The sequence below is a fragment of the Sphingomonas sp. MJ1 (PH-R8) genome, assembly GCF_048058635.1.
In the GTDB taxonomy this organism is placed as follows: Bacteria; Pseudomonadota; Alphaproteobacteria; order Sphingomonadales; family Sphingomonadaceae; genus Sphingomonas.
The window spans coordinates 40,547-65,232 of sequence record NZ_JBBEFX010000009.1 but is presented as its reverse complement, the minus strand read 5'-3'; the positions used below and the strand labels follow the sequence as shown (position 1 = coordinate 65,232).

The 24,686-nt window shown below is 67.0% G+C and carries 23 protein-coding genes; 5 read left to right on the top strand and 18 right to left on the bottom strand.

Annotation, left to right across the window (positions count from 1 at the left end):
• The first annotated feature begins 10 nt into the window (after positions 1-10).
• Complete coding sequence (locus tag VPH46_RS09555) at positions 11-322, top strand: recombinase family protein (RefSeq protein WP_416610760.1); 312 nt, start codon at positions 11-13, stop codon at positions 320-322.
• Between the two features lie 798 nt (positions 323-1,120).
• Here the strand turns inward: VPH46_RS09555 and VPH46_RS09550 are convergent.
• The 18 genes from VPH46_RS09550 to VPH46_RS09465 form a co-directional block, all read right to left on the bottom strand.
• Positions 1,121-3,853 (bottom strand): conjugal transfer protein TraG N-terminal domain-containing protein, encoded by a 2,733-nt coding sequence (locus tag VPH46_RS09550; protein WP_416610758.1) that lies wholly within the window; start codon positions 3,851-3,853, stop codon positions 1,121-1,123.
• A gap of 19 nt (positions 3,854-3,872) precedes the next feature.
• Entirely contained in the window at positions 3,873-5,318 is a 1,446-nt protein-coding gene (locus VPH46_RS09545; protein WP_416610845.1) for a conjugal transfer protein TraH, read from the bottom strand.
• 88 nt (positions 5,319-5,406) lie between these two features.
• The gene (locus tag VPH46_RS09540; protein ID WP_416610756.1) at positions 5,407-6,228 is read right to left on the bottom strand and encodes a conjugal transfer protein TraF; all 822 of its coding nucleotides are present in this window, start codon (positions 6,226-6,228) and stop codon (positions 5,407-5,409) included.
• Positions 6,225-7,967 (bottom strand): conjugal transfer protein TraN, encoded by a 1,743-nt coding sequence (locus VPH46_RS09535; RefSeq protein WP_416610754.1) that lies wholly within the window; start codon positions 7,965-7,967, stop codon positions 6,225-6,227. Before VPH46_RS09535 ends, VPH46_RS09540 begins: the two co-directional genes overlap by 4 nt.
• Positions 7,964-8,716, bottom strand: coding sequence for a type-F conjugative transfer system pilin assembly protein TrbC (gene trbC / locus VPH46_RS09530; protein WP_416610752.1), 753 nt, complete (start codon positions 8,714-8,716; stop codon positions 7,964-7,966). The genes VPH46_RS09535 and trbC overlap by 4 nt, the downstream gene beginning before the upstream one ends.
• On the bottom strand, positions 8,716-9,804 hold the full coding sequence (traU, locus tag VPH46_RS09525) for a conjugal transfer pilus assembly protein TraU (RefSeq protein ID WP_416610750.1): 1,089 nt from the start codon (positions 9,802-9,804) through the stop codon (positions 8,716-8,718). The genes trbC and traU overlap by 1 nt, the downstream gene beginning before the upstream one ends.
• Positions 9,801-10,445, bottom strand: coding sequence for a type-F conjugative transfer system protein TraW (gene traW / locus VPH46_RS09520; protein ID WP_416610748.1), 645 nt, complete (start codon positions 10,443-10,445; stop codon positions 9,801-9,803). Before traW ends, traU begins: the two co-directional genes overlap by 4 nt.
• Positions 10,442-10,975, bottom strand: coding sequence for a S26 family signal peptidase (locus tag VPH46_RS09515; RefSeq protein ID WP_416610746.1), 534 nt, complete (start codon positions 10,973-10,975; stop codon positions 10,442-10,444). The genes traW and VPH46_RS09515 overlap by 4 nt, the downstream gene beginning before the upstream one ends.
• The gene (locus VPH46_RS09510; RefSeq protein WP_416610744.1) at positions 10,962-11,360 is read right to left on the bottom strand and encodes a TrbI F-type domain-containing protein; all 399 of its coding nucleotides are present in this window, start codon (positions 11,358-11,360) and stop codon (positions 10,962-10,964) included. Before VPH46_RS09510 ends, VPH46_RS09515 begins: the two co-directional genes overlap by 14 nt.
• On the bottom strand, positions 11,353-11,712 hold the full coding sequence (locus tag VPH46_RS09505) for a hypothetical protein (protein WP_416610743.1): 360 nt from the start codon (positions 11,710-11,712) through the stop codon (positions 11,353-11,355). Before VPH46_RS09505 ends, VPH46_RS09510 begins: the two co-directional genes overlap by 8 nt.
• Positions 11,705-14,278, bottom strand: coding sequence for a type IV secretion system protein TraC (traC, locus tag VPH46_RS09500; protein ID WP_416610741.1), 2,574 nt, complete (start codon positions 14,276-14,278; stop codon positions 11,705-11,707). The genes VPH46_RS09505 and traC overlap by 8 nt, the downstream gene beginning before the upstream one ends.
• Entirely contained in the window at positions 14,275-15,105 is an 831-nt protein-coding gene (locus VPH46_RS09495) for a hypothetical protein (RefSeq protein WP_416610739.1), read from the bottom strand. The genes traC and VPH46_RS09495 overlap by 4 nt, the downstream gene beginning before the upstream one ends.
• On the bottom strand, positions 15,102-15,938 hold the full coding sequence (locus VPH46_RS09490) for a DsbC family protein (RefSeq protein WP_416610737.1): 837 nt from the start codon (positions 15,936-15,938) through the stop codon (positions 15,102-15,104). Before VPH46_RS09490 ends, VPH46_RS09495 begins: the two co-directional genes overlap by 4 nt.
• A gap of 47 nt (positions 15,939-15,985) precedes the next feature.
• Entirely contained in the window at positions 15,986-17,323 is a 1,338-nt protein-coding gene (locus VPH46_RS09485; protein ID WP_416610735.1) for a TrbI/VirB10 family protein, read from the bottom strand.
• On the bottom strand, positions 17,320-18,132 hold the full coding sequence (locus tag VPH46_RS09480; RefSeq protein WP_416610734.1) for a type-F conjugative transfer system secretin TraK: 813 nt from the start codon (positions 18,130-18,132) through the stop codon (positions 17,320-17,322). The genes VPH46_RS09485 and VPH46_RS09480 overlap by 4 nt, the downstream gene beginning before the upstream one ends.
• Positions 18,129-18,707 (bottom strand): type IV conjugative transfer system protein TraE, encoded by a 579-nt coding sequence (locus VPH46_RS09475; RefSeq protein ID WP_096342263.1) that lies wholly within the window; start codon positions 18,705-18,707, stop codon positions 18,129-18,131. The genes VPH46_RS09480 and VPH46_RS09475 overlap by 4 nt, the downstream gene beginning before the upstream one ends.
• 13 nt (positions 18,708-18,720) lie before the next feature.
• The gene (traL, locus tag VPH46_RS09470; RefSeq protein ID WP_097064904.1) at positions 18,721-19,008 is read right to left on the bottom strand and encodes a type IV conjugative transfer system protein TraL; all 288 of its coding nucleotides are present in this window, start codon (positions 19,006-19,008) and stop codon (positions 18,721-18,723) included.
• Between the two features lie 28 nt (positions 19,009-19,036).
• A complete protein-coding gene (locus VPH46_RS09465) occupies positions 19,037-19,360 on the bottom strand; it encodes a hypothetical protein (RefSeq protein WP_096342265.1) in 324 nt (107 codons plus the stop codon).
• Positions 19,361-19,686: 326 nt separating this feature from the next.
• On the opposite strand from VPH46_RS09465, the gene VPH46_RS09460 reads away from it, so the two are divergent.
• The 4 genes from VPH46_RS09460 to VPH46_RS09445 all read left to right on the top strand — a co-directional run bounded on the left by VPH46_RS09460 (position 19,687) and on the right by VPH46_RS09445 (position 24,630).
• Positions 19,687-20,250 carry a hypothetical protein gene (locus VPH46_RS09460; RefSeq protein WP_416610731.1) on the top strand — a complete coding sequence of 188 codons (564 nt, stop codon included), beginning with the start codon at positions 19,687-19,689 and terminating at the stop codon, positions 20,248-20,250.
• Between the two features lie 264 nt (positions 20,251-20,514).
• Positions 20,515-21,771 (top strand): tyrosine-type recombinase/integrase, encoded by a 1,257-nt coding sequence (locus VPH46_RS09455; protein WP_416610729.1) that lies wholly within the window; start codon positions 20,515-20,517, stop codon positions 21,769-21,771.
• Between the two features lie 205 nt (positions 21,772-21,976).
• A complete protein-coding gene (locus tag VPH46_RS09450) occupies positions 21,977-22,891 on the top strand; it encodes an HNH endonuclease (RefSeq protein WP_416610727.1) in 915 nt (304 codons plus the stop codon).
• Positions 22,888-24,630 (top strand): methyltransferase domain-containing protein, encoded by a 1,743-nt coding sequence (locus VPH46_RS09445; RefSeq protein WP_416610725.1) that lies wholly within the window; start codon positions 22,888-22,890, stop codon positions 24,628-24,630. The genes VPH46_RS09450 and VPH46_RS09445 overlap by 4 nt, the downstream gene beginning before the upstream one ends.
• Positions 24,631-24,686 lie beyond the last annotated feature (56 nt).

Here is a 24,686-nt window from a genome sequence, read left to right as displayed (position 1 = left end):
GCCGCGACCAGTGAGCGCGCGGGAGACGTGCAGGTGCAAGCGCGGAGGCACCAGCTTCCGCTTCGGCCCTGCTTCGTTTCTGGCGCGTAGCGGCCTGCGCGGCACGCCGATGGGCACCCGTGCGATCGCGGAGCATTTGAATGCGCTGGGGTACAGGAACCACGGTCGTCCGTTCTTCCATAGTAGCGTGGACGGCATCCTCACCCGCCCGCATCACGGCGGTCACTATCTTAATCCAACGGCGGACAGCAAAGGTCAAAAGCCTTCAATCGAGGAGAGCATCGTCGTCTCCCGCCCGCAGATCGTGTCACCTAAGCCGTAGACTCATAAGCCCACAGCCCCAGCCGCACTGGGCTGCCGCTGCCGCCGAACCTACAGCTGAACCTGCTGCGGGAGGCGCGGTCGGCGAAGGCTGCTGATGGCGAAAAGTGACGGTATCTGCCAAGCGTTTCCTTATCCTACGCCATCTATCTTCCGGCTGCGCCTCTTCCGACCAGTGCCCAGCACCATGTCAAATCCGCTTCTTGGTTATTCAACCATGATCATCGTTCATGCTGCCGGAACGAATGGCGGCTTTGGGGCTTAACTGCCTGGCAGGTGAATGACCGCGACTAGGGCGCAAAGCTGCCGTTGCGCCTCAGCCGAACAAACGCCCGGGCAGGCAGGATCGCTGCCGGAAAGCGGCCATTCCCCTTCCCTCCAAACAGTTTGCAGAAGCGCTTTAAACCAGAACTCAGGAGAGCCGGCTTGCGCCGGTGAGCGACCGCCGTGGAGTGGAACCGAAAGAAGGGGAGCTGGCGGCTCTGGTAGGCTCTACCTGTCGGCGGCGATGGAGGCGTGGTATGGAAGACATCAGATCAAACAGGTGCTGCATGTCGGACCCATCCCCTTTCCTTCCACCCGAGCAAAATCCCGCCCGAGTCAGCGATGGATCATGGTGGAGGCGGCCTGGCACGCTGGACGGTACCCTCGCCTCAAGCCTGAATCCCGGGATGTTCACGCGCAGCGAGTCTGCTCGCCCTCCCGCCCCTTGGCATCCTCGGGCCTTGAGCGTGTGGTGGCTCGCTGCCTTTCTAGCTATAGTCGCAAGCGCGTTTGGATACTTGCTTCTGCAGTAGATTTATTGCCCCCTGCCCCAATCTCGGACCTCCCTAGCCCCGCCTCTGTTAAGCTCAACTCCGTCCAAGCCGGCTTGGCCTTCCGTGGCCAAGCGGCGGCGCTCGATGTCCCGGCGACCAGTGCCTAACGCCCTCTGAACATCGTTGCCGACGTGCTGCCCGCTCGGCCGCGTCGGCTCGGATGAGATCGCCGGCACTCTTGCGTCTACCGCTGACGTTAGAGGCATTCGAAGGCCGGCGTCGTCGATTTCAGGTACTTGTCCGTGTACTTCGGACCGGATGTGCTCGCCGACGTGCTCTACAAAGCGTTGCACGAGAAGATCGCGTTCACCGGACGTCTCTACATCAGTGCTGCTCCAGTCAGCTGCGCTGGCTGGGTCAAACCGTTTGTACACGAGTGGTGTCGAGGCAATTTCTTGACGAGCGAACTGCAAGAACTTGTCGCTCGCGTTCATCACGCCGCTCACGCTTTGCGACGAACTTGTCGACCAGCGTTGTTCAATCCGGCGAGCGTCTTCAAAGTAGCGGCGAGCCTCGGCGCTTTCAGTTTGAGCGCGGGTAGCGGAGGAGGAGATGCCGGAGGCTCGGCTTGCCACATCGGAGCGAGAAGTGGTTTCCGCCGAACGCTCGAAGCTGTCTCGACTATGGGTCCATCCCCGGTCGGAGGACCAAGACGTCAGCGCTTCTGCGATCCTACTCGAGTCCTTGCTGACGGCTGCAACATCTGTCGCGTTCCAGCGCTTTGAAGCTCCGCCAGTGACGCCGACGGAAGCTCCAAGGCGGCCTATCCCAACTGACCCGCCGACTCCCCCGTCAACGCCTATTGTCCCTGTCAGGAATTTTTCCGTGGCGATGGTATCGGCGACTTCGGCACGGAGCCCGAACCTGTTCTGCAGCATCTCCGATGCTCGGCTCACTTCGTTGAAGCCTTCCGAGATAACCGCACGATCATCATTACCGTAGCTCTCGGAAACGGAGCGGTCTGTGCTCATGGCATGGCGGAACTCCTGGAACCGAGTTACCGCGCTGCTGGTGCTCTGGACCGCTTGGTTGGACAATGTCTCACCACGGCTTCGCGTCTCCGATGCGACCTTGGCGGCCTCGGCCGCGACGGACTGGGTGACCTGCGGCATGAAGGGCAGCTTGGAGACGGGCACGTCGAGCAACTGATTGCCCGCGAAGCTCGTCGCGAGCGTGCCGGTATCATTGAACGCACGCGTCTGGGCAGCACCATAGGTGAAGCTAGGCGCCTGGTTCCACTGGTCGTGCTGGCGGGTCTGCACGGTCTGATTGTCGAAGCTGGAGTTGCCGAGCGCTATATTGCCGGTCGAAGCCTCCCGAGCGGCTTCTTCAGCGGCGTTCTGCGACGGGTTCAAGTAGCTCGTCGCCTGGCTCGAGATCGCCATCGCGCCGCGAGCGATGCCGCCTGCAAGGAACGGGATCGAGGCGACGAGATAGCCGGCGAGCAGGCCGATGTCGTCGTTGGCCTCGCTCATGCCGGTGAAGCTGGCGAGTGTCAGCCCGCTGCCGCTGCTGGCACCCGCCACCTCGGCGGCCCCTTTGAACATCATCACCATGTGAAGGATGACGTAGAGCGGTCCCCAGGCGGCGAGGTAGAAGAAGCCGGTCACGTAGCCCTTGAGGGCGTACGGCCCGCTGCGCGGCATTAGGAACAGCGGGAAGAGCACCGGGAACAGCGCGTAGAACACCACCGTCAGGACGATGTTGAGGACGGGCACCCACTTCATCGCGGCGTGCGCAATCGAGCCGTAGGTCCGCTCCGTCTGGATATCAGCGCGGGTTTGGGCATAGACGTCGACGCTGCCCGTGCCGCTGCTGCCCGCCGCGCTGTGCATCGCCTGCTGCATGGCATTGATCGTGAGCGACTGCCGCAGGATGGTGCTGGCGGACGCGGAGACGCCGGTCAGATACTGGTAGGCGACCGGCAGGTCGGCGAAGAGCTTGGCGCGGGCGAGATCGGCGGTCTGCTTGGGGTAGAGCTGCCGCCCGAATGCGCGGCCGAGATCATCGACCATGCCGTTCCACTGGCCACTGAGCGTCGTGTACGCCTCGCGGCAGGTCTGGATTGAGGATGTGACTGCGCCCGAGCCGTCGCGGGTCAGGAAACGCTGTGCACGCGCCTGGCTGCCGGGCGCGATCGCATTCCAGAGATCGGGTGCCTTTGCGAGCGTCTCCATTGAGTACCGACCGAGCAGCACGTCATAGAAGACGCATTGCTTGAAGTGCTCGTCGAGGTTGGCCGCGAACTCGGGATCGTTGATCCTGAGGCTGCGCGTCGCCTCGAACAGCCGCGAGCCGTAGATCATGCCGTTGCGGCTGTAGTCGAGATCGCCCGGCAAGCCGAAGACCAGCTCGGAGGAGCGGACGAGATAATCGCCGACCTGACTGGTGAAGCTCGCCATCATCGCCAGTCCGAGCGGGACGTTGGCGACCTGCGCGGGCGCGAGGCTCGGGTTGATGCGGTCGGTGACGTGCACATCAAGGCGCGGCACCATCAGCACCATGTACATAAGCGTCGCCTGCAGGAACCAGTGCAGCCACGCCTTCCAGTCCAGGTTGAAGGCGACGATCAGAACCGAATAGGCCAGCCCCATGACCATCACGACCTGGAGCAGGCTCTTGTAGCCCCCTGCCCCGGTCCAGGCCGCGACCGCGTTGAGGACGGCGACGATGTACTCGCCGCCGCCGATCGTGAAGAGCTCGACCGTGCCCATCTCGTCCTGATCCCGAAGCTTAGTTGAGGCCGCGCGCGGCGACGCCGCGCGACCAGTCGAGCGAGGCCGCCATGCCCGGAGACATCGAGTTGGCCAGCACGTTCTCGAGGAATTGCGTCTTCTGGATGATCGCCATGATCGCGGTTACCCGCGCCTGCGTCGTCTGCTGGCGATCAGCGAGCGTGGTCCGTGCCGTGTTGATCTGCGCGGTCCAGGCCGCGAGCTTTGCCTCGTCGGCCGCGATGAAGGTGGCCTTCGACTTGCCGACCTCGCTCACCAACTGGTCGAGGATCGCATAGAGCAAGTCGATCGACGCAATCTCGGCCAGGGTCGAACGATCGTCGGTCGAGAGCCCGCGGGCATAGGCCGCCTGCACGGTCAGGATTTTGTAGAGCGGGATCGACGAGATCTGGAGCAGCTCCTTCTGCTCCGGAGTGATCGCGGTGTCGCTCCTGATCGCCTCGACCATCCCGTCGATGAGCGCAGTGACGCGCGGGCGGAGCGCCTTGGCGGTGGGCACCGACAAGGGCGCGAGGGTCGGGTTGAGGCACTGATCCTCGGTGTCGCAATGATAGACCTGGACCTCGCCTGCGCTGGTGCCGTCGAGGAGAGCCGTCACGAGCGTCGACGTCGTGTCGCCGGTCAACGGCTGAAAGCGGCCCGGATCGCTGTCGATCGGCGGCACGTAGATGATCGTGCCGACCATGGTCATGACATACTCGGCGAGATCGCGATCGAAGCTGCCGCCGCCGTTGAAGAACTTGGAGCCGCGGAGCACGTGCCAGGTGTAGTTGCGCGGCACCGCGCTGTTCACCGCGCCCCACTTGGAGGGATCGGCACCGTTGATGGTCGAGCTCCGCTCGCCCTTGCTGCCGCAGCCGTGCTTGGCGGCCGCATAATCGGAGAAGATGCCGTCGGAGTTGCCGATCGCCTCGCAGATCGCCTTGTCGGCGAGGTCGCCCTTCGGCCACACCGAGCCGACCAGGGCCTGCGCGGCCTCGCAGCTCGAGATGTTGAGGTTGTTCATGAGCTGCGCCTTCTGGGCGAACTCATCCATGACCTTCGAGCATTCGGGGCAGACGGTGTCGATCGCAAGCTTGAAGGCGAAGCCGACCGCGTTGTTCGCGACCGCCTTCAGCATGGCGACGATCTCGCTCGAGTTGATGAAGCTGAAACTGCCCGCGAACAGATCGATGCCGCCGCACCCGGCGCGCGCCGAAGGCAGCTGGAGATTGGCGAGATTGGTCGTCTTTTGGGGAAAGCGCGTCCAGACGTTGCCGAGGCTGTAATAGCCTGCCGACTGCCCCTGAAAGGCGCTCGGGCCGGTCACGTTGGCCGCACCGCCCGCATCGGCCACGAACTTGTCCATCGCGCCGCCCACGTCGGCCGCCGCGGGGGAAGCCGGCAGCACCAGCGGTACCACGGCGCCGGCTAGGCTCAGTGAGTAGGCCAGCGTGCCGACCATGCGGCCGCAACGGCTGAGAGCAGCGCCCGTGGTGTCGAGCGCGAAAAAACGGGCGAGCGCGCGCAGGCGCTCGCCAACGGACGCTGGATCAATAGTCACTGCCGGCCTTTCGCTGGGTGAGGAGGAAGATCCGCTCCATCAGCTCGTCGGCAGCGATGATGCCGTAGCCGATGGGGATGGCGGTCTGGGTGGCGCTATCGAACAGGACCACGGCGGGCGTGACCTTGGCGGTAAGGCCCATGCGTGCCCGCTGGTTCGTCTCGACCGTGTAGCGCGGGAAGGTCTCGGACGGGCCGCCGTCCGTCGAGATCGCGCGGACGGTCAGGTGGTGCGTGTCGGCGACCGCCTTTACGATCGGGGACATGACCCGGCAGGCGCCGCAGCTCTGCGCGAAGAAATAGAACAGCCCGTAGCGTGCCCCAAGCCGACCGAGTGCCTGGTCGCGCTCGACCTTGCGGGCATCGGACCATTGCTGCTTCGCGACCGTCCCGACCGGCCGCTGCAGCGTATAGTCGAGCTCGGGCGTCTGCCAGAGTGCGCGCTGCCAGACGTCTCCGAACAGCGACGCGCGGTCGAGCTGCGCCCGCTGGAAGCGGATATAGGCCGTGACGTTGTCGGGCGTCGGCTCGAGGATCGCGCGCGCCTTGAGCTCGCGCAGCTCGGCGGTGATCGCGTCGAGCTTTTCCGCCGCGGTCTGTGCCGGCGGCACCGGCGCGGCCGCCGTATCGGACTCCTCCACCCTGGGCCGCTCGCAGTAGAACCACGTCCCGAGATGGCGATCCTGGCAGTAGAAGCGGTCGCCAATCTGGACCGGGCGAGCCGGGTCCGGCGGAGTCTGGGCCGGGGCCGATCCGGCGACCACGAGGCTGAGCGCCGTCACCAGCTGGCGGCAGAGGCGAGCGAGGTTCATCGGCCGCCTCCGTTCACCGCATAATAGTCGGCGATCTTCTGCTGCAGGGTGGCGACGGTGCCGAGCTCATCGGGAAGCTTGGCCGCGTCCTGGAACTCGGCATAGACTTCGAAGAAGTCCATGCGGCTGAGGTCGAGCCGGGCGAACTCGTCGATCGTGAAGCCCTGGCAGCTCTCCTTCTTCGGACTGCCCCACGGCTTGTTGATCTGGGCCCTGCCCTGCTCCTGCAGGATGCGGCTGAGCTTGGACTCGAAGCAGCAATAGGTCTTCTTTTTGGTGACGCAGATTCCGAAGACGCTGTCCGAGCAGTAGCTGCCGACATAGTGGCAGAGACCCTGGGCGTCGCGCTGGTGAAGCAGGACCTCCTCGCGATCGCACCCCAGCGTCACCAGGAGCTGCGAATAAGGGATCAGCGGGAAGGCCTTGCCCGCGCAGCAATTGAGGATGCCGAACACCTTGGAGTGGCAGGTATCCCGCTCGCCCTTGAACAGCGTCAGCTTGGCGGGATCGAACTCCTTGCCGGCTTGTGCAGCGGCGTTGAGCGCCACCGCCGCATCCTTGAACTCCCCATTCGGCTGGCGGTCGATCGTCTCGCACTCGCCGTTGATGCAGTAGATGTCGCCGTCACAGACATACTGCTTGGCTGGCGTCGGCCCGTCCGGGACCGTGCAGCTGTAGATCCGCTCGCGGGTCGGACACGGCGTTTCGTCGGTCAGGCACTCCTCACGTTCGAACCGGCAGTCCTTGTTCGCCTCCAGCGCATCGCAGTTCTGCGCCGGTACGGCCTTGTGGCATTCGTAGGTCCGCTGCCACGCCCAGCACGGCTTGGTCACCGAGACGCCATCGATCACTCGGGTCACCGGATCGCTCGAGGTGCAGGTTTCCGCCGTGCTCGCGCAGCCGCTGTCGCCGGCGAGGCTCGCGCAGGCGCCCTCGTCGCGGCGCTCGGCGACGCTGCTCTGGGTCTCGGTACCGCGGAGGGTGGCGCCGGGTACCGGCGCGTCGCAGAGCAGCTCCTCGACCGGCTCGCCGGGCTCGGTGCAATATTGGTAGGGCGGCTTGCTGTAGCCCTGCAGGCAGCGGCCTTCGTGCGAACCGGTGCGCTGGCACGAGGCCTGCTCGAACAGGCTGCAATCATCGACGCGGTTGAAGCCGGCGTTGAAGGCGCTGCACCAGTAACGATAGCCGGTCCTCGCGGTCACAGAAACGACCAGCGGGATCGTGCAGCTCGCCGTCCGCTGCTCCAGCGCGACCCCGTCGTTGCAGGTCGCCTCATAGGTGCCGCTGGCACCGGTCGAGGGCGGCAGCTCGCGGCAGCTGCCCTGGCCGCCGCCGACGCTCATGCCACTCACATAGGTCGCGGGATTGTCGGAGATGGTGCGTCCGCGCGCGATCGTCGCCTCGATGTCCTCGACCGCCACGCGCGGCCGGCGGTCGAGCGAGGAGCGGATGGTGGCATAGCCTTCGTTGCTCGACGCAGCGGAAGCCGCCTGGGCGGCGATCGCGTCGGGATCGTCGAACAGCGCCGATTGCGAGGGCGCGCCGGCAAAGCCCGGCACGCGATCGGCGGTGGGCGCCGTCCTGGCCGCGGCCTGCGCCTTGCCGAGCGCATCGCTGGCGAACGCCTTGCCCTCGGCGCGTGCGGCGTCAGTCTGGCTCTGCCCGACCGCCCCGCCCGTGCCGAGCCCGGCGGCGAACAGGGCGAGCGCGAGCCCCAGGCTGGTGCGGGCCGGGCTCACTGCGCCTCTCCCAGCCGGGCACGATAGACCGCCGCGACGCGAGCACCGGGACCATCGCCGCGGGCAAAGGTGTCGAGCGCGTGCGCGAGCGTGACATTGCCGTCAAGGCGGTCGTGCGGTGGCAGCGTCGTCCGGCAATCGAACCCGTCACACAGGTCGAAGTCGGTGGCAGTCACAACATACGCCGGCACCGCCTCCACGGCGAAGGCACGAAAAAGCCGCGGGTCGATGCCCACCGCCGCCTTGACCTCCCCGGGCGGCAGCACCTTGGCGAGCGCGGTCGTGAAGGTCCTGGCCGAGTTGCCCGGCAAGCCGCGGAACACGACCACGCCCCCTGCCCTGCTGACATCCGCGATCATCGCTTTCAGCGATGTCGAGGGCATCGAGAGGCTGGCGAACGCCACCAGGCGCGGCGCGTCCTCCGGCGCCATCTGCTTGCCCGAAGCGGCGACCATCCCGTCGAAGTCGAAGGTCGCGGCCGGATCACCGCTGGACCTTGTCAACGCATAGCGGGCGGCAGCGGCGCGGGCCGAGACCGCATTGTCCGCGGCTTCCCGGCGGAGCGCCTCGCCGCGCCGGGCGACGACGTTGGTGAGCGCTTCGGCTTCCTGCGGCGACAGCCTGGCGCGGGCGCGCACCTTGGCGATGTCGAGCCCGTCCACGACCTGGGCGCTCGAGGCGGCAGCGAAGCCGACCAGCAAGCCGGTAAAGGCAGCGGTGCCGGCGATGAGGGGGAGACGGCGGCGCATCACAGCACGCAGCAGTTGCGTTTGCGCCAGACGAGATAGCCCATATCTTCTCCGATTGCGGGGTAGACCTGGCCGGCTGACATGAAGGTGGTCGACGCGCCGATCGGTGCGCAGGCGTAGCGCCCGCCGGTCTGTGGATTGGGGTTGGTGGCCTGGAAGCGATATTGCTGCTTCCGCATCACCGGCATAAGGTAGCTGCCGCACAGGCCCTTGCTGCCCATCGTGCCCCAGGCGACGAGTTCGCGGTGGAGCTTGTAGGCGAAGCGGGCGAGCGCGAGCCGCGAGGCCTGCACATGGCCGATCGAGGCGGCAACGTTGCCGTTCAGCGGATACATCGTGCCCTGGCAGCCTGCGCACCAGAACAGAGGATCGGTCGGCAGCTTGGCAGTGGCGGCCACGCAGTCGGCGGCGCAGGCCGCGAGCGCCAGCGGGTTGGCGAACAGCACCGCCTCGGGGTTGATGATCGCGGTGAGCTCGGAATCCTGCCAGAGCGGATCGACCTCGGTGATGTAGAGGATGTCGATCGAACCGGTCTCGAGGCAGAGGAAGTCCGCCACGATGTTCATCCAGTAGATGAGCGGATAGGCGTACCAGTGGACGTGCCAGCCGCTGGTATTCTGCGCCTTGCCGCCGACCGCGCTCGGCCCGGCGATCGTCTTGAAGCCGATGTCGAAGCCGGGATCGAGCTTGAGGCCGCCGAGGTTCACGAAGCACCACGGCTTCATGCTGACGTCGGCGAGCCGCACCGGCTCCCAGAACCCCATGGCAATTCCGACCCGCAGGCCGCAGGCGCAGACCGGCAGCGTCGGATTGTCGGTGTCGGGACGACCGGCGAGCGACGGCCAGATGTTGAGCCCGCCCACCGACATCGGGAACAGGCAGCTCCAGCACACGTCGGTGATCGGATTGACGAAGCGGCCGGTGCACTTGCCGGGCGTGCCCTCCGCCCGCGCCGGGGACGCGAGGGCGAGGCCGGCGATGGCCACGAGCGCGACCAGCGCAGCCAGACCGAAGCGCAGGCGACGCTGCGCGGCCACACGTCGCTCACGCGAGGTGGCAAGCCACTGGCGATTGCTCATCGCACTCACTTGTGATCTCCTTTTGTTTCCCGGAGCACCAACTCACGGACGGCGAGCGTGCGGCCCTGCTGCTCGACCACGGCCGGCACGGCGCGGATGCCGAAGTGGCGGGTGAGCGTACCCTTCTGGTCGAAGTAGAAGCGGCGCTGCTCGGCCTTCATCAAAGCGAACGGCGAGCCCGACACTAGGATCAGCTTGGCGTTGAGCGCCGTCGTGGCACCTATCGCCCAGGCGACCTGGCCCTCATCGTCGCCGTCGAGGAAGACGAGCCGCTGGCGGAGCGGCACCGTGTCGAGTGGGTTCACGCGGGTGCCCGCGGCGACGACGACCCGGCCACGCGTGTCGCGCAGATCCGCGTTGACGGTGATCGTCGGATCGAAGGTCCAGCGCCGCTCTTCGGCGGCATGGCCAATGCCGGCCACCGGTGCCGGCCGGCGGACCTGAGCGGCAGTCCGCTCCGCCAGCTGGCGGTTGGCGCGGTCGATCTCGCCCGAGGCCTGCATTGCAGTCAGCCGCTTCTGGATAACCGAGAGCAGGTCGGCTTCGACAACCGGGAACAGAGCGCCCCGCTGGCCATAGTCGCGGGCGAGCGCCGGCGCGGCCGCGGCGAGGCAGGTTGCGAACAGGACGAGGTGGATGCGCCGGCTCACAGGATCGCCTCCCCGGTGCCGAGGACCTGGCGGCGGCAGACCCAGCCGATCAGGGCATAGCGGCTGTCGAAGCTGTCCTTGTTGGGCGTCGCGACGAAATAGCAGCCGCGCGGGACGGTGCCGGTGGGCCCAAGGTCGAGCGGCTCGCCGCGCAGCGTCCGGGGCTTGGCGAGTGCGACAGCGCGGCCGTTGACCAGGAACAGCCGGCCGCGCCGGGTCACCTCATCGCCGGCAACGCCATAGACAATCTTGCCAAACGGCCGGTGATCGCGCCCGAAGTGCCGCTGGAGGAGCGGGCTTGCGGGCGGATCAAAGAAGACATGCTCGCCGCGGCCGGGCATCCGGTGGCGGTCGACGAGGAACGCCCAGTTGGGCAGGCTCGTGCTCTGGTTGACCAGGAACACATGGCCGTCGCTCCAGCCGGCGAGCGCGGCATAGGCGGTACCGCTCAAGCCCAGCAGGGCGAGCGTCGCCCAGCGGCGCGCCCGCGCCGGCGACCAGAAGCGAGGATCGGCGTCAGCGTGGGTCACGGTCAGGCTCCACGGCCTTGGTGACGCGGGCCCGCACGTCGTCGGTTCGGTCCTCGACCGAGCGGCCGAGCGTCGCCTCGGAAACGAGCACAGTGGTGCCGCCTGCCCCCATGTCGGCGACCGCTTTGTTGATCGCGGTGAGATAGGTCGCGGTTCGGCGGGCCGACTGCTCGGGCGTGCCGCCGTTGCGCGCTTCCGCCGCGACGAAGTCCTCGACCAGCCGCGACAGACTCACCGAGACGATGCGGCGGTGCTGCAGCTCGAGGAGCGAGCGGGTCGCCCAAGCCGTCCAGATCAGGGCCGCGATCAGGACGATCCCGAGCAGCACGCGGGTGACCGGCCAGCCCGCGATAGTGCGCGAGGTGGTGACAGCAAGCTCAACCATGCCGGCCTCCGCGCGCCAACTCACGGCGCAGGCGGGTGGCGAAGCTGGGCAGCCGCGCCATCAGGAACAGGCCGACGACGCCGAGGAACAGTACCAGCACCTGGCCGTCGAAGTGCTTCCGCGCCGCCGGATCGGCGAAGAGGTAGTGCGTCGACAGGTTCTGGAGGTGCGCGAAGAAGCGCAACGGACGCCCGTCCGCGGCGACGATGACGAAGGCGAACACCGCACCCAGCGCCGCCAGCACCGCGCCGGCGAGCCAGAGGCTGACGCTGAGGGTGACGTGGCAGGCGTCGGCGAGGATGCGGCCAGCGCGGGCGAGCCCTGGGCGCACGTTGGGAAAGCAGTCAGCCATGATGCGGCTCCGGCTGGAGGGGTTGGGTCTCCCCGCGCGACACCGCCTCGATCGCCTCGGCGATCGTCTGGCCGCGGGCGAGGCGCCGCTCGATCGCGGCATAGGTGTCGGGCGAGGAGGAGAAGACGGTGGCGGAGAAGGGATCGAGCACGAGTCGGCCGATCGCCTGGCATTCGGGGCCGCGGATGAAGACCTCCGAATATTCGCTGCCCGAGCGCTTGAGGGACCGGATCAGCCCCTCGGTGCGGTCGTCCATGTCGAGCCGCGCAGACTTGCGGAGGTCGGCGATCGTCTCCGGCTTCTGCTGGAGCACTAGCATCCAGTCCGAATTCTCGAGCGCCGCGGTCGCGCCGTCCGATTTGTAGAAGTCGTTCAAGGACTGCGTCGCGGTGCAGAGCGCGCCGCCATATTTACGGGCGGTGCGGGCATAGGTCTCGACGAAGTCCGACATCGACCCGCCCTTGAGCATCGCCCAAGCCTCATCGATGAGCAGCAGCTTCTTCACCGACCGCGGTGAGCGGGTCATGGCCTGGCCGGTCATGAACATGATCGCGGTCAGCACGACCGAGCGCAGCTCCTCGCGCGTGGCGAGGTCGGACATCTCGAAGACGGTGAAGTCGGCTTCGAGGCGGAGCGTCGCCTCGCCGTTGAAGAATCCGCCATAGGTGCCGCCCGCGCGGAACGGTCCCATGGCGATGGCGAGGTTGGCGGCGTCGGCATTGCCGGTCGCCTCGAGCGCAAGCGCGACCGCCTCGACCGATCCCGCCCTGCCCTGCTCTTCCCACACCCGATTGACCGCCTGGTCGATCAGGCCGCGCTCGGTGTCGGTCAGCCGGTCGATGAACCGCGCCATCTGGCCAACGATGGCTTTCAGCATCGCCATGCAGTCGAGGCGGTAATCCTCGTCCTCGATCACCCGCTCGGCATCGATCATCGAGAAGGGATTGAGGCAGAAGCCGCTCGCCAGCGTGAACTCGATGAAGCGGCCGCCCTGCAAGCGGCAGCTGTTCATGAAGGAGCGGCCGTCGTCGATGACGACGACCTTGGCGCCCGCCCCGCACAGGCTCGCGCACATCTCCTGGAGCAGCACCGACTTGCCCGAGCCCGACTTCCCGAGGATCGCGACATTGTGGTTGCCGGCGCCATTCTCGAATGGCGACCAGAAGAAGGGCTGCCCGCGCCGACCGAGGAACAGAAGGTGCGGCACCGCGCCGCCGAGATACTCGCCCTGCACCGGCGCGATGTTGGCGGCGGTCGTCGACAGCATCGTCCGCATGCGCCGGCAGCGTTCGAGATCGGCGGCGAGCCCGTCGGCAAGCGTCAGCGGCATTGCGGCGAGCAGGCCTTGGACCTGGAGGAAGCGCTCGTCGGCCAAGTCCCAGCCGGCCGACTTGTAGAGCGACTTGACCATCCGCTCGTTGCGGTCGCCGTCGCCCGCCGGCGAGAAGGTCGTCACGCCGTAGAAGGCGCGGACCAGCCGGCGGCCCTCCTGCAGCTGTGCCTGGACCTCGCGCCACTCCGCCGCCTGCTCGCGCAGCTTCGGCACGTAGCGGGCGGACTTGCCCTCCGAGAGGCTGGTCGTGCGCAGGAACTTCATGCCCGCGCGCGTCGAGGCCGCCTCCTGGTCGGGATAGACGAGGCAGAGGATCGTGGCGGCCGGGCACGGATAGCGGAGCTTGTCGGTGAACAGGTCGCCGATCAGCCGCGCCGTCTCCCACGGGGTCCAGCGTGCGGGCATGTTGCGCACGCCGAAGTGGCGCACATCGAAGCGATCCGGATAGATTTCGCCGATCTCGGGCGCGTCGCCATCGCTCGCGCCGGTCGGCCGGAAGCGCTCGGTCCGGAGCAGCATCCGGCTCTCCTCAACGGTGAGCTCGATATCCCGGCGGATTGTCTGGTCGGCAATCGGGTCGAGCGGGTTGTAGTCGATGGCATCGTCGCCGCTGGCCGTGGTCGGCGAGGTCAGGTCGTCGACGAAGGCGATCAGCTCGACCGGGCCGACGTCGAGCGCCGGTACGTCAAGCGAGCGCAGCACGCCGACGAGGCTCTCGCGCACCGCGATGAGCTCGTCCTTGGTGGTGCTGCTGCTCGCGGGCACGCCGACCGAGACGAGCAGCTGATGATGGCGCGCATGGAAGGGCGCGCCGCCCGACCCGCTGGTCCAGACGAGATCATAGAGACACTGCGTACGCGCCCGCGCGATCTGCTCGTAGACGCCGCCGCGCGCGTAGCGGGGCGCGAACCAGGGCGCGATGTTGCGGCTGATCCTCGGACTTGCCCAGTGGACAATCTGGACGCAGGCGCCCGCGGGCAGGCCTTCGGACAGGAACTGACCGAGAAGGTCGCCGACGCGCTCGTCGGCCCCGACCAGCGGCGCCACGTTGAGGATGAAGCCGGTCGAGCGTGCGTTGAGGTAGAGCCGGGTCTGCGGCTCGTACACACGGTAGGGCAGGAAACTCGACAGCATGTCGAGGCCGAGCACCGGGCGATCACCCTCGCTCTCCTCGGCATCGCCGAACAAGCCCTTGAGCAGCGTGCCAGTAAGCGTCTTGTAGGAGAGGCTCATCGCGGCTGCTCCTGGCCGACGGGGGCGCTGAAGGGGCTGCCCTCTACTTCTGGCGTGACTTCGCCGACCGGCCCGGGCGTGGTGCCGAGCCGCGATAGGCTCGGCGCTGCGAGCGCGTTCAGCCTCGCGCGGGCCGCCGCCGGGTCGCCCTGCGGCAGGACGACCTTGCCGGCCGGCGGCGCCGAGGCGGGGGACACCGGGCGCTTCGGCGCAGGCGCAGGCACGGCGTCTGGCGGCTTGGTGCCGATGCGGTGCCCGGCCCGAGCAGCGGCGATCGCCGCGGCGCTGGGCGCCGCGGGATCAGGGATGCGCGCCGTCGAAGCGGTCGCGCTGAACGGTTGAGGGGCTTGAGCGGGAGGAGACTCAAGCCCCTCGATCACCGGTGCCGAAGCACCAGCGACCGCCTCGCGCAGGGAGGAAGGGGCGGGACTGCGCGAGAACTCGGAAATTGAAGTGGGCTCCGCCACCGAGGCGAAGGTCCAGGCGGGCTGCTCGACGACGGCGTGGACCGTCGCGGCATCGTGGAGCACGCCGGCTTCGTCGACATGCGCCGGAAGGAGGATGGTCAGCATGCGCTCGCCGGTACGGACGGCGACGCTGCCGCCCTTCCCGCTCACGCCCTGCCGGCGTGGGCCGACCGCGGAGGCGGACGCGCCCTCCTCTTCGACACTGCCGATCGCAGCCGCGTCGATCTTGGTCATGGGCGCGCAGGTCCCGGCCGGCGCGCGGCAGGTGAAGTCGCCCTTCACCGTGCCGCCGAGCGTGGTGCAGCCGCTCGCGCCAAGCGCGGTCGTGAGCAGCAGGGCGATGGTGGCGGCGCGGCTCATACGCGGCCTCCCGCGACAAAGGCTTTGAGCTGCGCGGCGGTGTGGAAGCCCTGCAGCACTGCGCCGTCTTCACGGATGATCACCGGCGTGCCGCCGAAGCCATGCGCCTTGGCGAAGGCCTCATTGCCGTCGAGCCCAGCAGTGTCGCACTTGGCACCGGGCGCAACCGGCCGGCCGTCATAGGCGGCGTGAACCGCGGCCTGCTGGTCGCCGGCGCAGAGCACGGCCTCGGCAAGCTTGCGGCTTTCCGCGCCGAAGATCGAGATCGGCCGCTCCTCGACATGCGCACCCATCTTCACGAGCTCGGCCGAGAGCTTGCGGCAATAGCCGCAGTGAAAGTCGCTGAGCACGACCAGCTTGGGACCGTTCGCCGGCCCCCAATGGATCGCACCGTTCGCGGGCAGCTGGCCGAGGTCGACTTTCGTGGCAGCAGGAGATGCCGTTGACGGCTGCTCGTCCCCGTCGCTGTCGCGCTTGCCGGCCGCACCGGCGGCGAGCAGGTCGGGATTGAGTTCGAGCAGCCGCGCCGCCGTCACGTCGCTGCGCGTCTCCATATCGTAGAGCCGCCCGATCATCAGGTAGCGCGCGGTCCGGTCGACGTAGAAGAGCGTGGTGCCGGCGACGACCTCGCACAGCCCGCCGAAGCGGCTGCAGTCGATCGCGCCGATCCGCGTCTTGGGCAGGCGCAGCTTGAGCGCCTCGCGGACCAGCCCCGTGTCGACGTGCACCGAAGCGATCGGGGCGGCCTGGACGCTCTTGGCGACGATGCCCGCCCCCATGCCGAGCGTCAGCGAGGCGGACGCCAGCAAGGTCCAGAAGGGAACGCCCTCCATGCGGCGCATCCTGGCCAGCTCGCGGCCAAGTCGAGTGTCAGCAGAAATCATTGGGAGTTCCTCACATAGACGCCGTCGAGGAAGACGATCTCGACATCGATGCCGGTCGGCATCTCCACGACTGGCTGATATTGTTCGGCGCGCTCGATCAGATACTTGGATACCGAGTCCGCAGCGTCAGCGACGCCTTGACCGAGACCGCCCTGAACGATGTCGCCGCCCGAGAGCTGCTGGCGCTTGCCGTCGACTCCGGTGGTGATCCCGGAGAAGACGCTGTTCGCATTGGCCGAGAAGCCGCGCCCGAACCCGCCGACAATGCCGGCGAGCAGCGCCTGGCTGACAAGGCTGCCCTCGCGGCTGACGACCCGGCCCCGCACGCCGGTCTTGCCGGCGAAGCTGATGAAGCCCTTGACCTCGCTCACCGCGACCCGGCCGCCCGGCTGGTCGCAGGTCATCTTCTGGAGCTTGACGTAGACCTTCTCGGCCGAGAGGTCGCCGCGTGCCGCGCCGTTGACGACGCAGCCCTGAAGGCGGGTGGTGAGCAGCTTGCCGTCCTTGACGACCGAGCGCGCCGGACCGGTGATCCGCAGCACGACCGGCAGCGGATCGGTCTGGCTGGCGACGCCGGCCGAAGCGTCGACGCCGACTAGCACGCGCGCCGGCGCGTAGCTGTTCGGCGGCAGATAATCGGGGCTGTCCTCGACCTCGATCGCGGGAGCGGTCGGGCGCCCGGCCCTCAGGCCCGTCTTGGCCGTGGCGCCGGTTTCGCCAGTGCCGCTGGTGAACGAGACCGTCTTCACCTGCCGCTCGGCGGCTGCCGGCAGCGCCGCACCCGAAGGACCGGCACCGTTGCTCGGGTCGAGCGGCGAGCCCGACGGGATCGACGGATCGCGTAGAGGCATCGGCGCGGCGGCCGGCGTCGGTGCCGGCTGCGACTGAGCGCGCGTCAGCTCGCCGCGGAGGGTCGCGTTCTCCTGCGTCAGTGCGTCGATCGTCTTGGTGCCGTCGGTCTTCATCGCCTGGTTCTCGGCGGCGAGCGCGTCGAGCTTGGCCTGGACCTCGGGCGAAACCGCGCGGTTCTCCTCGAGCACCTTCAGCTGGCGCGCCTGCGCATCCAGCCGGTTGCCGTAGATCGCGACGAACTCCTTCTGACTGAGGTCGCGATTGACGATGCCGTCGGTCTCGATCTTCTGCGGGGCGTCGGCCGCGGTCGTGTGGTGGCCGCTGCCGCCGAACACGAACCAGAGCGCGAGCATCGCTGCCGAGCCGCCGCCGCCGAGCAGCAGCATGCGCTGGCGCGCGCGGGTCTTGGCGTTGAGTGCGCCGAGCGCAGTGACGCTTTCCTGGCCGGTGGACGCGGCGGGTGCGGTGCCGAGCTCGCTCATGCGCCCGCACTCCCGTCCTGGACGACGTAGAGCGTCGTCGCGCCATGGGGCGCCAGCTCGCGATCGGTTACGCTGACTGCGAGGCTGCCTGCCGGCGTCAGCTGCGCCGGGTCGATTGTGACCGGCTTGGCGCTGCGATTGTCGATGCGCAGGACCTTGCCGGTAAGCGCAGCACCCCGGAACTCCGCAATCAAGCGGACGGTGACGTCACCGATGCGCGTCGGCGCCGCCGCGACCTGCCGCATCGTGTAGCCGTCGGGTGCGCTGTTCGCGGCCATGGCCTGGACGAGGCGCACCGCGGCATCGCGTGGGCTGGACTTGGCTTCCCAGGCCTGCGCTTTCTCGCCGGCGATGGCCGGGTTTGAGACGAAGATCTGCTCAGCCTCGGGTCCGCCGACGCTGCAGGCGAACTTGTAGACATAGCCCTTGCGGCTGGTGGCGAAGAAGCTCAGCCGCCCCGGCGCGAACCCCTCGGGCACCGACAGGTAGATGTCACCGCGGACCGGCTCATTCGTGACGGTGAAGTCGTTGTACGGGTAGCCGGTCGTGATCTTGCTGACGCTGGCGAAGGCGTCGCCGACCAGGCTGATGCGGGTCAGCTCATGGTTGGAGACGACGCAGTCGACCTGCGCATTGTCGGCGGCCTGCCGATACTGGTCAGCCCAGGCCGGTGTTGCGGCGAGCGCGATGGCGGCACCGATCAGCGCGAGCCCAAGCGGCCTCAGGCTGATGTCGCGCGGCCGGGACGTGCCCGCAGCTAAGGTCATCGCCCCTGCGCCCAGCAGGCAGGCGGGTGTCGTGGCGATCATTGGAGCGCCTCCCTTGAGGTCTTTGGGTGATCGGGGATGAGCGCGAAGCTCGAGAGCGAGAGGCGCAGGCCCACGTACGTCCAGCCGAACCGGAACCGCTTCTTCTCGCTGGCGATGACCTGACCGCCGACGAAGGTCTTGAGGTCACCTTCGACAGTGGAACTTAGGCCCTTGGGATCGACGGTCATGCCGGTGATCACGAAGGCTTGGGCCAGATCCGAGCCGCGCTGCTCGGTGACGATCTTGACCAGCTCGGCCTTGAGCGCCCCGTAGGCGGACGGGTCCGCCACCTTCAGGATCTGCTCCATCCAGTAGTCGAGCCCGGTGGGCGAGCGGTTGAGCAGCATCAGCGCGACGTCGCGCGTCACCAGCTCGAGATAGTCGGCCGAAACGCCCGACGAGCTGATCGCCAAAGGCCGGGTCGTGACCGGCTGCAGGATCACCTCGCGGTCGCGGCCGCTGAGCGCGGTCAGCAGTGCGAGATTGGCCAGGAACGAGGCCGCGGCGGCGACGACGAGCACCTTGCGCTGGCGAAGCAACGACTGGCTGCGCTGATGCGCGATATCGGACAGCATGGAGCCCCTCTCCTCAGCCGGCGAGCCGGCGGCAGTGGGAGGGCGGCGTGGCGCGAAGCCTGACGAAGCTTGCCCCCAGGTACCAGTAGGCCGCGTGGATGATCCAGGAACTGGCCCGGCCAGCCTTGGCCTTGCGAAGCGCGAACCACGCTCCTCCGGCACCCACGAGACCCAGCAGAATGTGCTGGGAGAAGATGCCCCAGGCGAACGGCGCCGCGAGCCCCAGGAATTCGTCCAGGGTCCAAAGGCCGATGAGCTCCGGATCGTCGAGCCGCCGGGGGACAAGGTACTTGTCAGTCATGTGCGCTGCGCCGCCCTCGCCGCCGCGATCAGATGATCGCGGTCACGGTGGAGGTGACGATCGGCACGCCCGTGCCGACGCCGATGCCGACGGCGACGGGCACCGCCACCTGCGCCAGCGTGAACCGGCCGGACGCCATGCCGATGAGACCGCCGGCCAGGCTGAGCACGGCGATGATCTTGCCGCCCGAGCCCTCCAGAAAGTCGGTGAACTTGGTGAGCGCCGGACCGAAGGTCGTGTCGGCGCCGGCATAGGCCGCGCTCGCCACGGCCATGAGGCCGATCGCCGGGATGAGATAGTCGCTGGCCCGGCCGAGGCCGGCACGGGTCAGCGGGAGAGTGAGGCTGCGCATCGAGAGCGTCTCCGTGGGGTTGGTCGCCGCGGCCGTTCTTCGACCGCAGAGCCACCTTCACGCTGGCTCCGGCCGGGCTCAACGAAAAGGAACATCCGGAGAACATATCAGCCGCTCGGTCGCGGAATGCGCGACAGGGATCGCGCTGCTCATGTGAAGTTTCCTAGCCGACCGCGATCCAAGTCGCGCCGGAATGCCCGCCCAACCCGGCCGCCGCGACCGGCTTAGCGAATCGCTCTTCTCTCCTGATTCTGGCCACTTCCACTGCTGGATCGGTCGCCAGGGACAGCAGACCCTAGCGAACGCGCGTTCTACTCGCCGCTAGGATGTTCCTGTTTTGTTTTCCTACAGCCCCGCTGCTTGTTATCCTGCGCGCGACTCACACCCTTGGAGATGGAGTAGTGGCACTTACGAGCAGTCCGGCAGCCCTGTCCTCGACACCGCTGCACATTATTGTCGGCGATCTGGTCGACCAGGCCGGGATCAGCCAGCGCGACCTCGCAGCCCAGGTCGGCCTGTCGAAAGACCAGATCTGCCGCACACTGAAGGGCACGCGGCACCTCAGCCTTGAGGAAGCCGGCTCGATGCTGACCGCCGCCGGCCTGCCGGCACGCGGCGCCCTCACCCTTGCAATCTTCGATCGTCGCGATCTCGCCAGTGATTGGTCGCGATCCGGAATGGCAGCGTTTCTCGAAACGCTCGTCGCCGCACTGCCGGATGCGCTCGCGGCCGAGCTCGGCGAGAGCAGCGATCGGGTCGATCCGCGCTGGGGGCCGGCGGTGGCGAAGTTCGTCGCCCAGCGGATCGCAAGCCACATCGATGAACTGATCGAGCGGGAGGAGAAGCTCGGTGAGTTCAGGCCGGCCGGAGGCCTGCGCGCCTCGGCCTGAGCGAGCGTCACAAACGGGAGAGAGGAAAGGAAGCGAAGCTCGGGCGGGCGAGCGACGCGACCTGGAAGCCACGCAAGCAAGAGCGAAGGTCGTCATGCGTTTTCCCCGTCTCGAACACCCTGTTTTCGAACTCCGCCGCAAGCTGCACAGCGCGCTCCGAACCGGTCGACGGCTTCACCTCGACCCGGAGCAGATGCGCGTCCTGTTCGATCGTCGTGTCCTCGAGGCGCTCTCCCAAATTGAAGCTGAGGAGCTCGAGCGACTATGCGCGCCCGCGACCGCAAACGTCACCAAGTTGGCCGGTTCTGGCTCTACCAGAGGCCGGACACGAAGTTCTGGTCCATCTGCTGGCTCGAACCAAAGTCCGCCAGCAACCCCGGAGGAGCAGTCACCCGCCGCAAGGCAATCAATGTTAGCGGCGGCACTCCAAATCGGCCGCCCCAAGAAGCTTTAGACGCGATCGCCGCCCACCACATCGAGGCCCAAACGCCGCAACAGGCGAAACCGGCTGAGGCGTTGGTCGAGCACCTGATGGCGGAGTGGCTCAAGCTCCACGTGTCGACGCTGGCCGCACCACGCCGTTATGCGGATTCCGCAGTCCTCTGGAGCGAGTTCTTCGCGCAAGAGCAGCGGGTCGGTCGGCTTGCGCCTGCCGTTACGGTTTCGACCATCAGCCCGCACCTGGTGCAACGCTTCATCGCCTGGCGTCGAGCGGCAGGTGTCGGCGGACATGGCATCAGCCGCGACCTCGCGGCCCTTCGCGGCGCTCTGAATTGGGCTCGCAAAAACCAACTTGTCGAGACCGTGCCCTTCATCGCGGATGTGCCCGCACGCGAGAAGCCGCGTTCCCGTGAGCGGGTACTCTCCATCCAAGAGGTCGCAAGCATCATCAACGCTTGCGCCTGCGTTCCGGAACGGGAGCATGTGCTGCGCTACATCATCATCGCGCTTGGAACCGCGGGACGACCTGAAGCCATTCTCGAATTGCAGGACTACAACATCGACCTGAAGCACGGTTTCATCGATCCGAACCACCCCGGCCGCATTCATGACCGAAAGCGGCGCGTTATCGTGCCGCTATCCCGCCACGTACGGCCGTGGGTTCAGGAAACGGGCAAGATCATCAAGTATCGGGCGCCAATCGCGCCGAAGAACCAGATCGAGGGCGGGCCAACCCACTTCGAGAAGGACACGGTGTCGATCAAAACGGCTTGGAACAAGATCTGCTCGGACCTTGGCATTCTCGGAGCAACACCGAAAACCCTCCGCCATACGACCCTTACTTGGTTGGCCTACCAGGGTGTTCCGAAGGAGCAGCGTTCGATGATCGCGGGTCACCTCCCGAGCGACACCACGAGCAAGTACGAGCATCTGACGCCAGATTACCTGGCTGATGCGATGGCTGCGATCGACCGTTACTTTGACGCGCTAAGGCAGCATCTTCGGGGTGATCTTCTGCCAAAGGCCACTCTGCACGCTACCGTTGCACTTACCGCGGCACCTTCGGCGAACCCGAGTTAGCGTGTTCAGCTTGTAACCCTTGATCCTGGTCGCCGGGCCGACGCGGGCACGTCATTTCCCTTCACTTGTGACGCGGTCATGCAGGGCCGCTTGAGCGAGCCCGGTCTCGGTCGCCTGCCCCGGCGTGGATGGTTCATCGCTGCGGGCCGAACACGCTAATCGGATCAGATTGCCGTCGCCAAATTATGCCGCCAACATGACGCGCATGAAGGGCGTTTTCGAGATCAGCGGTGTGTCGCGCTACGACGACCTCATCGCTGAGCGGTACCATTTCCCACGCATCTATCTTCGCGCCGCTGAGGCATGCATCGGGGACTGGATCGTCTATCGGGAAACCGGCTCGGCTGGGGGCCGCAAGGCCTATGTCGCGGCCGGTCTGGTGCAGAGCATCGATCCTGATCCTGCCGACCGCACGCTCTTCTATGCCCGCATCAGCGACTTCATCGAATTTGACCGACCTGTACCCTATCGCGATCAGGACGGTCGCTTTCTCGAGCGCATGCTGCGGGAGTTGGACAACCCGGCCATCGCTGGTCGAGCATTACGCGGCCGATCGGTACGCGCCCTCGACGATGCCGACTTTGCCGCCATCGTGAACCGCGGGCTCGTCGACACGCTGTCCCCCGAACACGCGGTCCGGCTCGAGCTCGATCCACGGCACATCGATGCGCCCACGGCTGCATTGCTAGCCTCACCGCCTGACGAGCGGCGAATCGCTCAGCTGCTTGTCAACCGCAAGGTGCGCAGCGCAGCCTTCCGCGGCCATGTGCTCGACGCCTATAACAATCGCTGCGCGGTGACGGGTCTGCGCATGGTGAATGGCGGCGGCAAGGCCGAGGCTCAGGCTGCCCACATCTGGAGTGTCGCCGATGGTGGGCCGGACGTAGTCCAGAACGGCATTGCTCTCTCCGCAACGGCCCACTGGCTGTTCGATCGGCACCTCATCAGCCTTGACGAGGAGTGCCGGCTGTTGGTCTCGCATAACAAGGTACCATCCGAACTGATCCGGCTGTTCCCGCAGCCGGGCGAGCGCGTGCACTTGCCCGCCGATCCGCGGCTCCACCCTCGCCCCGATTACGTTGCTCGTCACCGCGCCCGCTTCGCGGGCCTCGACGCGTGACCACCTACCTGGACGTCATCGCGAATTATGACGGGCAGGCTCATGTTTTGGCTGAGCGATATGAGGCAGTCTTATCCGAGCGGATGTTGTCCGAGGTGCTGCCGGTCATTCCCCGTGGCAGTGACGGCAGACTGGCGCTCGATGTTGGCGCCGGCACCGGGCGTGATGCGGCTTGGCTGACCTCGCTCGGCTATGAGGTTGTGGCAGCAGAGCCTGCTGCCGAGATGCGCCGGATCGCAGGCGAGAAGCACGGAAGCGACGGCATCCGGTGGGTGAGCGATGCCCTGCCCTCGCTCGACCATGTCCATGGGCCCGGGCTTGCTTACGACCTCGTGCTGCTATCAGCCGTTTGGCAGCATGTCGTCCCAGGCGATCGAGCACGCGCCTTCCGCAAACTCGCGACGTTGATGAAGCCGGGCGGCGTGCTGGTGATGACGCTCCGCCATGGCCCCGCTCCGGCCGGGATGCAGATGCACTCGACCTCAACCGCTGAGATCGAAGGTCTAGCTCGGGCACACGGGTTGGAGGTGCTCCGGATCGCGGCTTCTAAGGATCAGGGCGGACGCGTCGGCGTGACCTGGGACGTCATGGCACTTCGCATGCCCGATGACGGGACCGGCGCACTCCCACTTGTGAGGGGCATCGTTCTGTCCGACGAGAAATCGTCTACCTACAAGTTGGCGCTGCTCCGAGCCGTGGCCCGGATTGCCGAGTATGCGCCTGCTGCGGCTACGCCGGCGCCCGACGGCCGGGATGCGGTCGAGGTGCCGCTCGGTATGGTCGCACTTAATTGGCTGAGGATGTACCTGCCCCTGGTGCGGGCGAAGCTCCCGCAAATGCCGGGAAACATCGGGACCGAGCGGCTGGGGTTCGCCAAAGACGGGTTTGAGGCGCTTCTGGCCCTCGGCACAGCACCAGTAGAACTGCGGGTGGGCGCCGTCTTTACCGGCGATCACGCCCAAGCCATCGCTTCCGCCCTGACTCGGGCGGCCCACACGATCGCCAAAATGCCGGCAACCCATACCCGCTATCCCAACAGCGATGCGCAGGTGTTCGGGTGGACCCGCGGACGCCGGGGCTACGCGTCCGCAACGGTCCTCGACCTTGAGACACTGCGCGGCCGGGGGCTGATTGAAGTACCCGGTCATTTGTGGCGGGCCATGTCACGCTTCGGTACCTGGATCGAACCTATGCTGGTAGCCGAATGGGCCCGGCTCAGCCGCGCTTATGCTGACCGAATGGGTCTGGCGATCGCTCCCGGTGCGGCAGAGACGGCACTTGCCTGGGCCGAGCCGGTGCGCACCACGGCTCTTGGCCGTGTTGTCGCGAGGCGGCTGCTCGAGGATGGGCATCCGATGGAGTGCGTGTGGACGGGACAGCCGCTTAGGGCGAACACGTTTGACATCGATCACTGCTTGCCCTGGTCGGTCTGGCCGTGCGGCGACCTCTGGAACCTCATGCCGGCCCACACCCGTGTCAATCAGCACGAAAAGCGTGACCGCCTGCCATCCGCCACGGCGATGGCGAACGCCCGACAACGGGTCCTCGGGTGGTGGAAAGCGGCGTACCTGGACGATGACGCGCTCAGGCCACGTTTCCTCCACGAAGCGGCAGCAGCCCTACCTCTGGCTGCTGGTCTGAGCGGCGATGACGTCTACGATGCGCTGGACTGGCGGCGACTGCGGCTGTCGCAAGACCAGCAGGTTCCGCAATGGACGCCATTGAGGACGCGCACCTGAATGACCCACAAGTGGACGTTTGGCCCACCGATCCCGCGTCCCAGCTTCAGACGCTC

What these genes read in the sequence shown, in the direction of transcription:
- VPH46_RS09550 (WP_416610758.1), bottom strand. Translation starts at nt 3,853, where the DNA reads ATGGGCACGGTCGAGCTCTTCACGATCGGCGGCGGCGAGTACATCGTC.
- VPH46_RS09545 (WP_416610845.1), bottom strand. Translation starts at nt 5,318, where the DNA reads ATGGTCGGCACGCTGGCCTACTCACTGAGCCTAGCCGGCGCCGTGGTA.
- VPH46_RS09540 (WP_416610756.1), bottom strand. Translation starts at nt 6,228, where the DNA reads ATGAACCTCGCTCGCCTCTGCCGCCAGCTGGTGACGGCGCTCAGCCTC.
- trbC (WP_416610752.1), bottom strand. Translation starts at nt 8,716, where the DNA reads ATGCGCCGCCGTCTCCCCCTCATCGCCGGCACCGCTGCCTTTACCGGC.
- VPH46_RS09510 (WP_416610744.1), bottom strand. Translation starts at nt 11,360, where the DNA reads ATGGTTGAGCTTGCTGTCACCACCTCGCGCACTATCGCGGGCTGGCCG.
- VPH46_RS09505 (WP_416610743.1), bottom strand. Translation starts at nt 11,712, where the DNA reads ATGGCTGACTGCTTTCCCAACGTGCGCCCAGGGCTCGCCCGCGCTGGC.
- traC (WP_416610741.1), bottom strand. Translation starts at nt 14,278, where the DNA reads ATGAGCCTCTCCTACAAGACGCTTACTGGCACGCTGCTCAAGGGCTTG.
- VPH46_RS09495 (WP_416610739.1), bottom strand. Translation starts at nt 15,105, where the DNA reads ATGAGCCGCGCCGCCACCATCGCCCTGCTGCTCACGACCGCGCTTGGC.
- VPH46_RS09490 (WP_416610737.1), bottom strand. Translation starts at nt 15,938, where the DNA reads ATGGAGGGCGTTCCCTTCTGGACCTTGCTGGCGTCCGCCTCGCTGACG.
- VPH46_RS09485 (WP_416610735.1), bottom strand. Translation starts at nt 17,323, where the DNA reads ATGAGCGAGCTCGGCACCGCACCCGCCGCGTCCACCGGCCAGGAAAGC.
- VPH46_RS09480 (WP_416610734.1), bottom strand. Translation starts at nt 18,132, where the DNA reads ATGATCGCCACGACACCCGCCTGCCTGCTGGGCGCAGGGGCGATGACC.
- VPH46_RS09475 (WP_096342263.1), bottom strand. Translation starts at nt 18,707, where the DNA reads ATGCTGTCCGATATCGCGCATCAGCGCAGCCAGTCGTTGCTTCGCCAG.
- traL (WP_097064904.1), bottom strand. Translation starts at nt 19,008, where the DNA reads ATGACTGACAAGTACCTTGTCCCCCGGCGGCTCGACGATCCGGAGCTC.
- VPH46_RS09465 (WP_096342265.1), bottom strand. Translation starts at nt 19,360, where the DNA reads ATGCGCAGCCTCACTCTCCCGCTGACCCGTGCCGGCCTCGGCCGGGCC.
- VPH46_RS09460 (WP_416610731.1), top strand. Translation starts at nt 19,687, where the DNA reads ATGTTCCTGTTTTGTTTTCCTACAGCCCCGCTGCTTGTTATCCTGCGC.
- VPH46_RS09455 (WP_416610729.1), top strand. Translation starts at nt 20,515, where the DNA reads ATGCGCGCCCGCGACCGCAAACGTCACCAAGTTGGCCGGTTCTGGCTC.
- VPH46_RS09450 (WP_416610727.1), top strand. Translation starts at nt 21,977, where the DNA reads ATGAAGGGCGTTTTCGAGATCAGCGGTGTGTCGCGCTACGACGACCTC.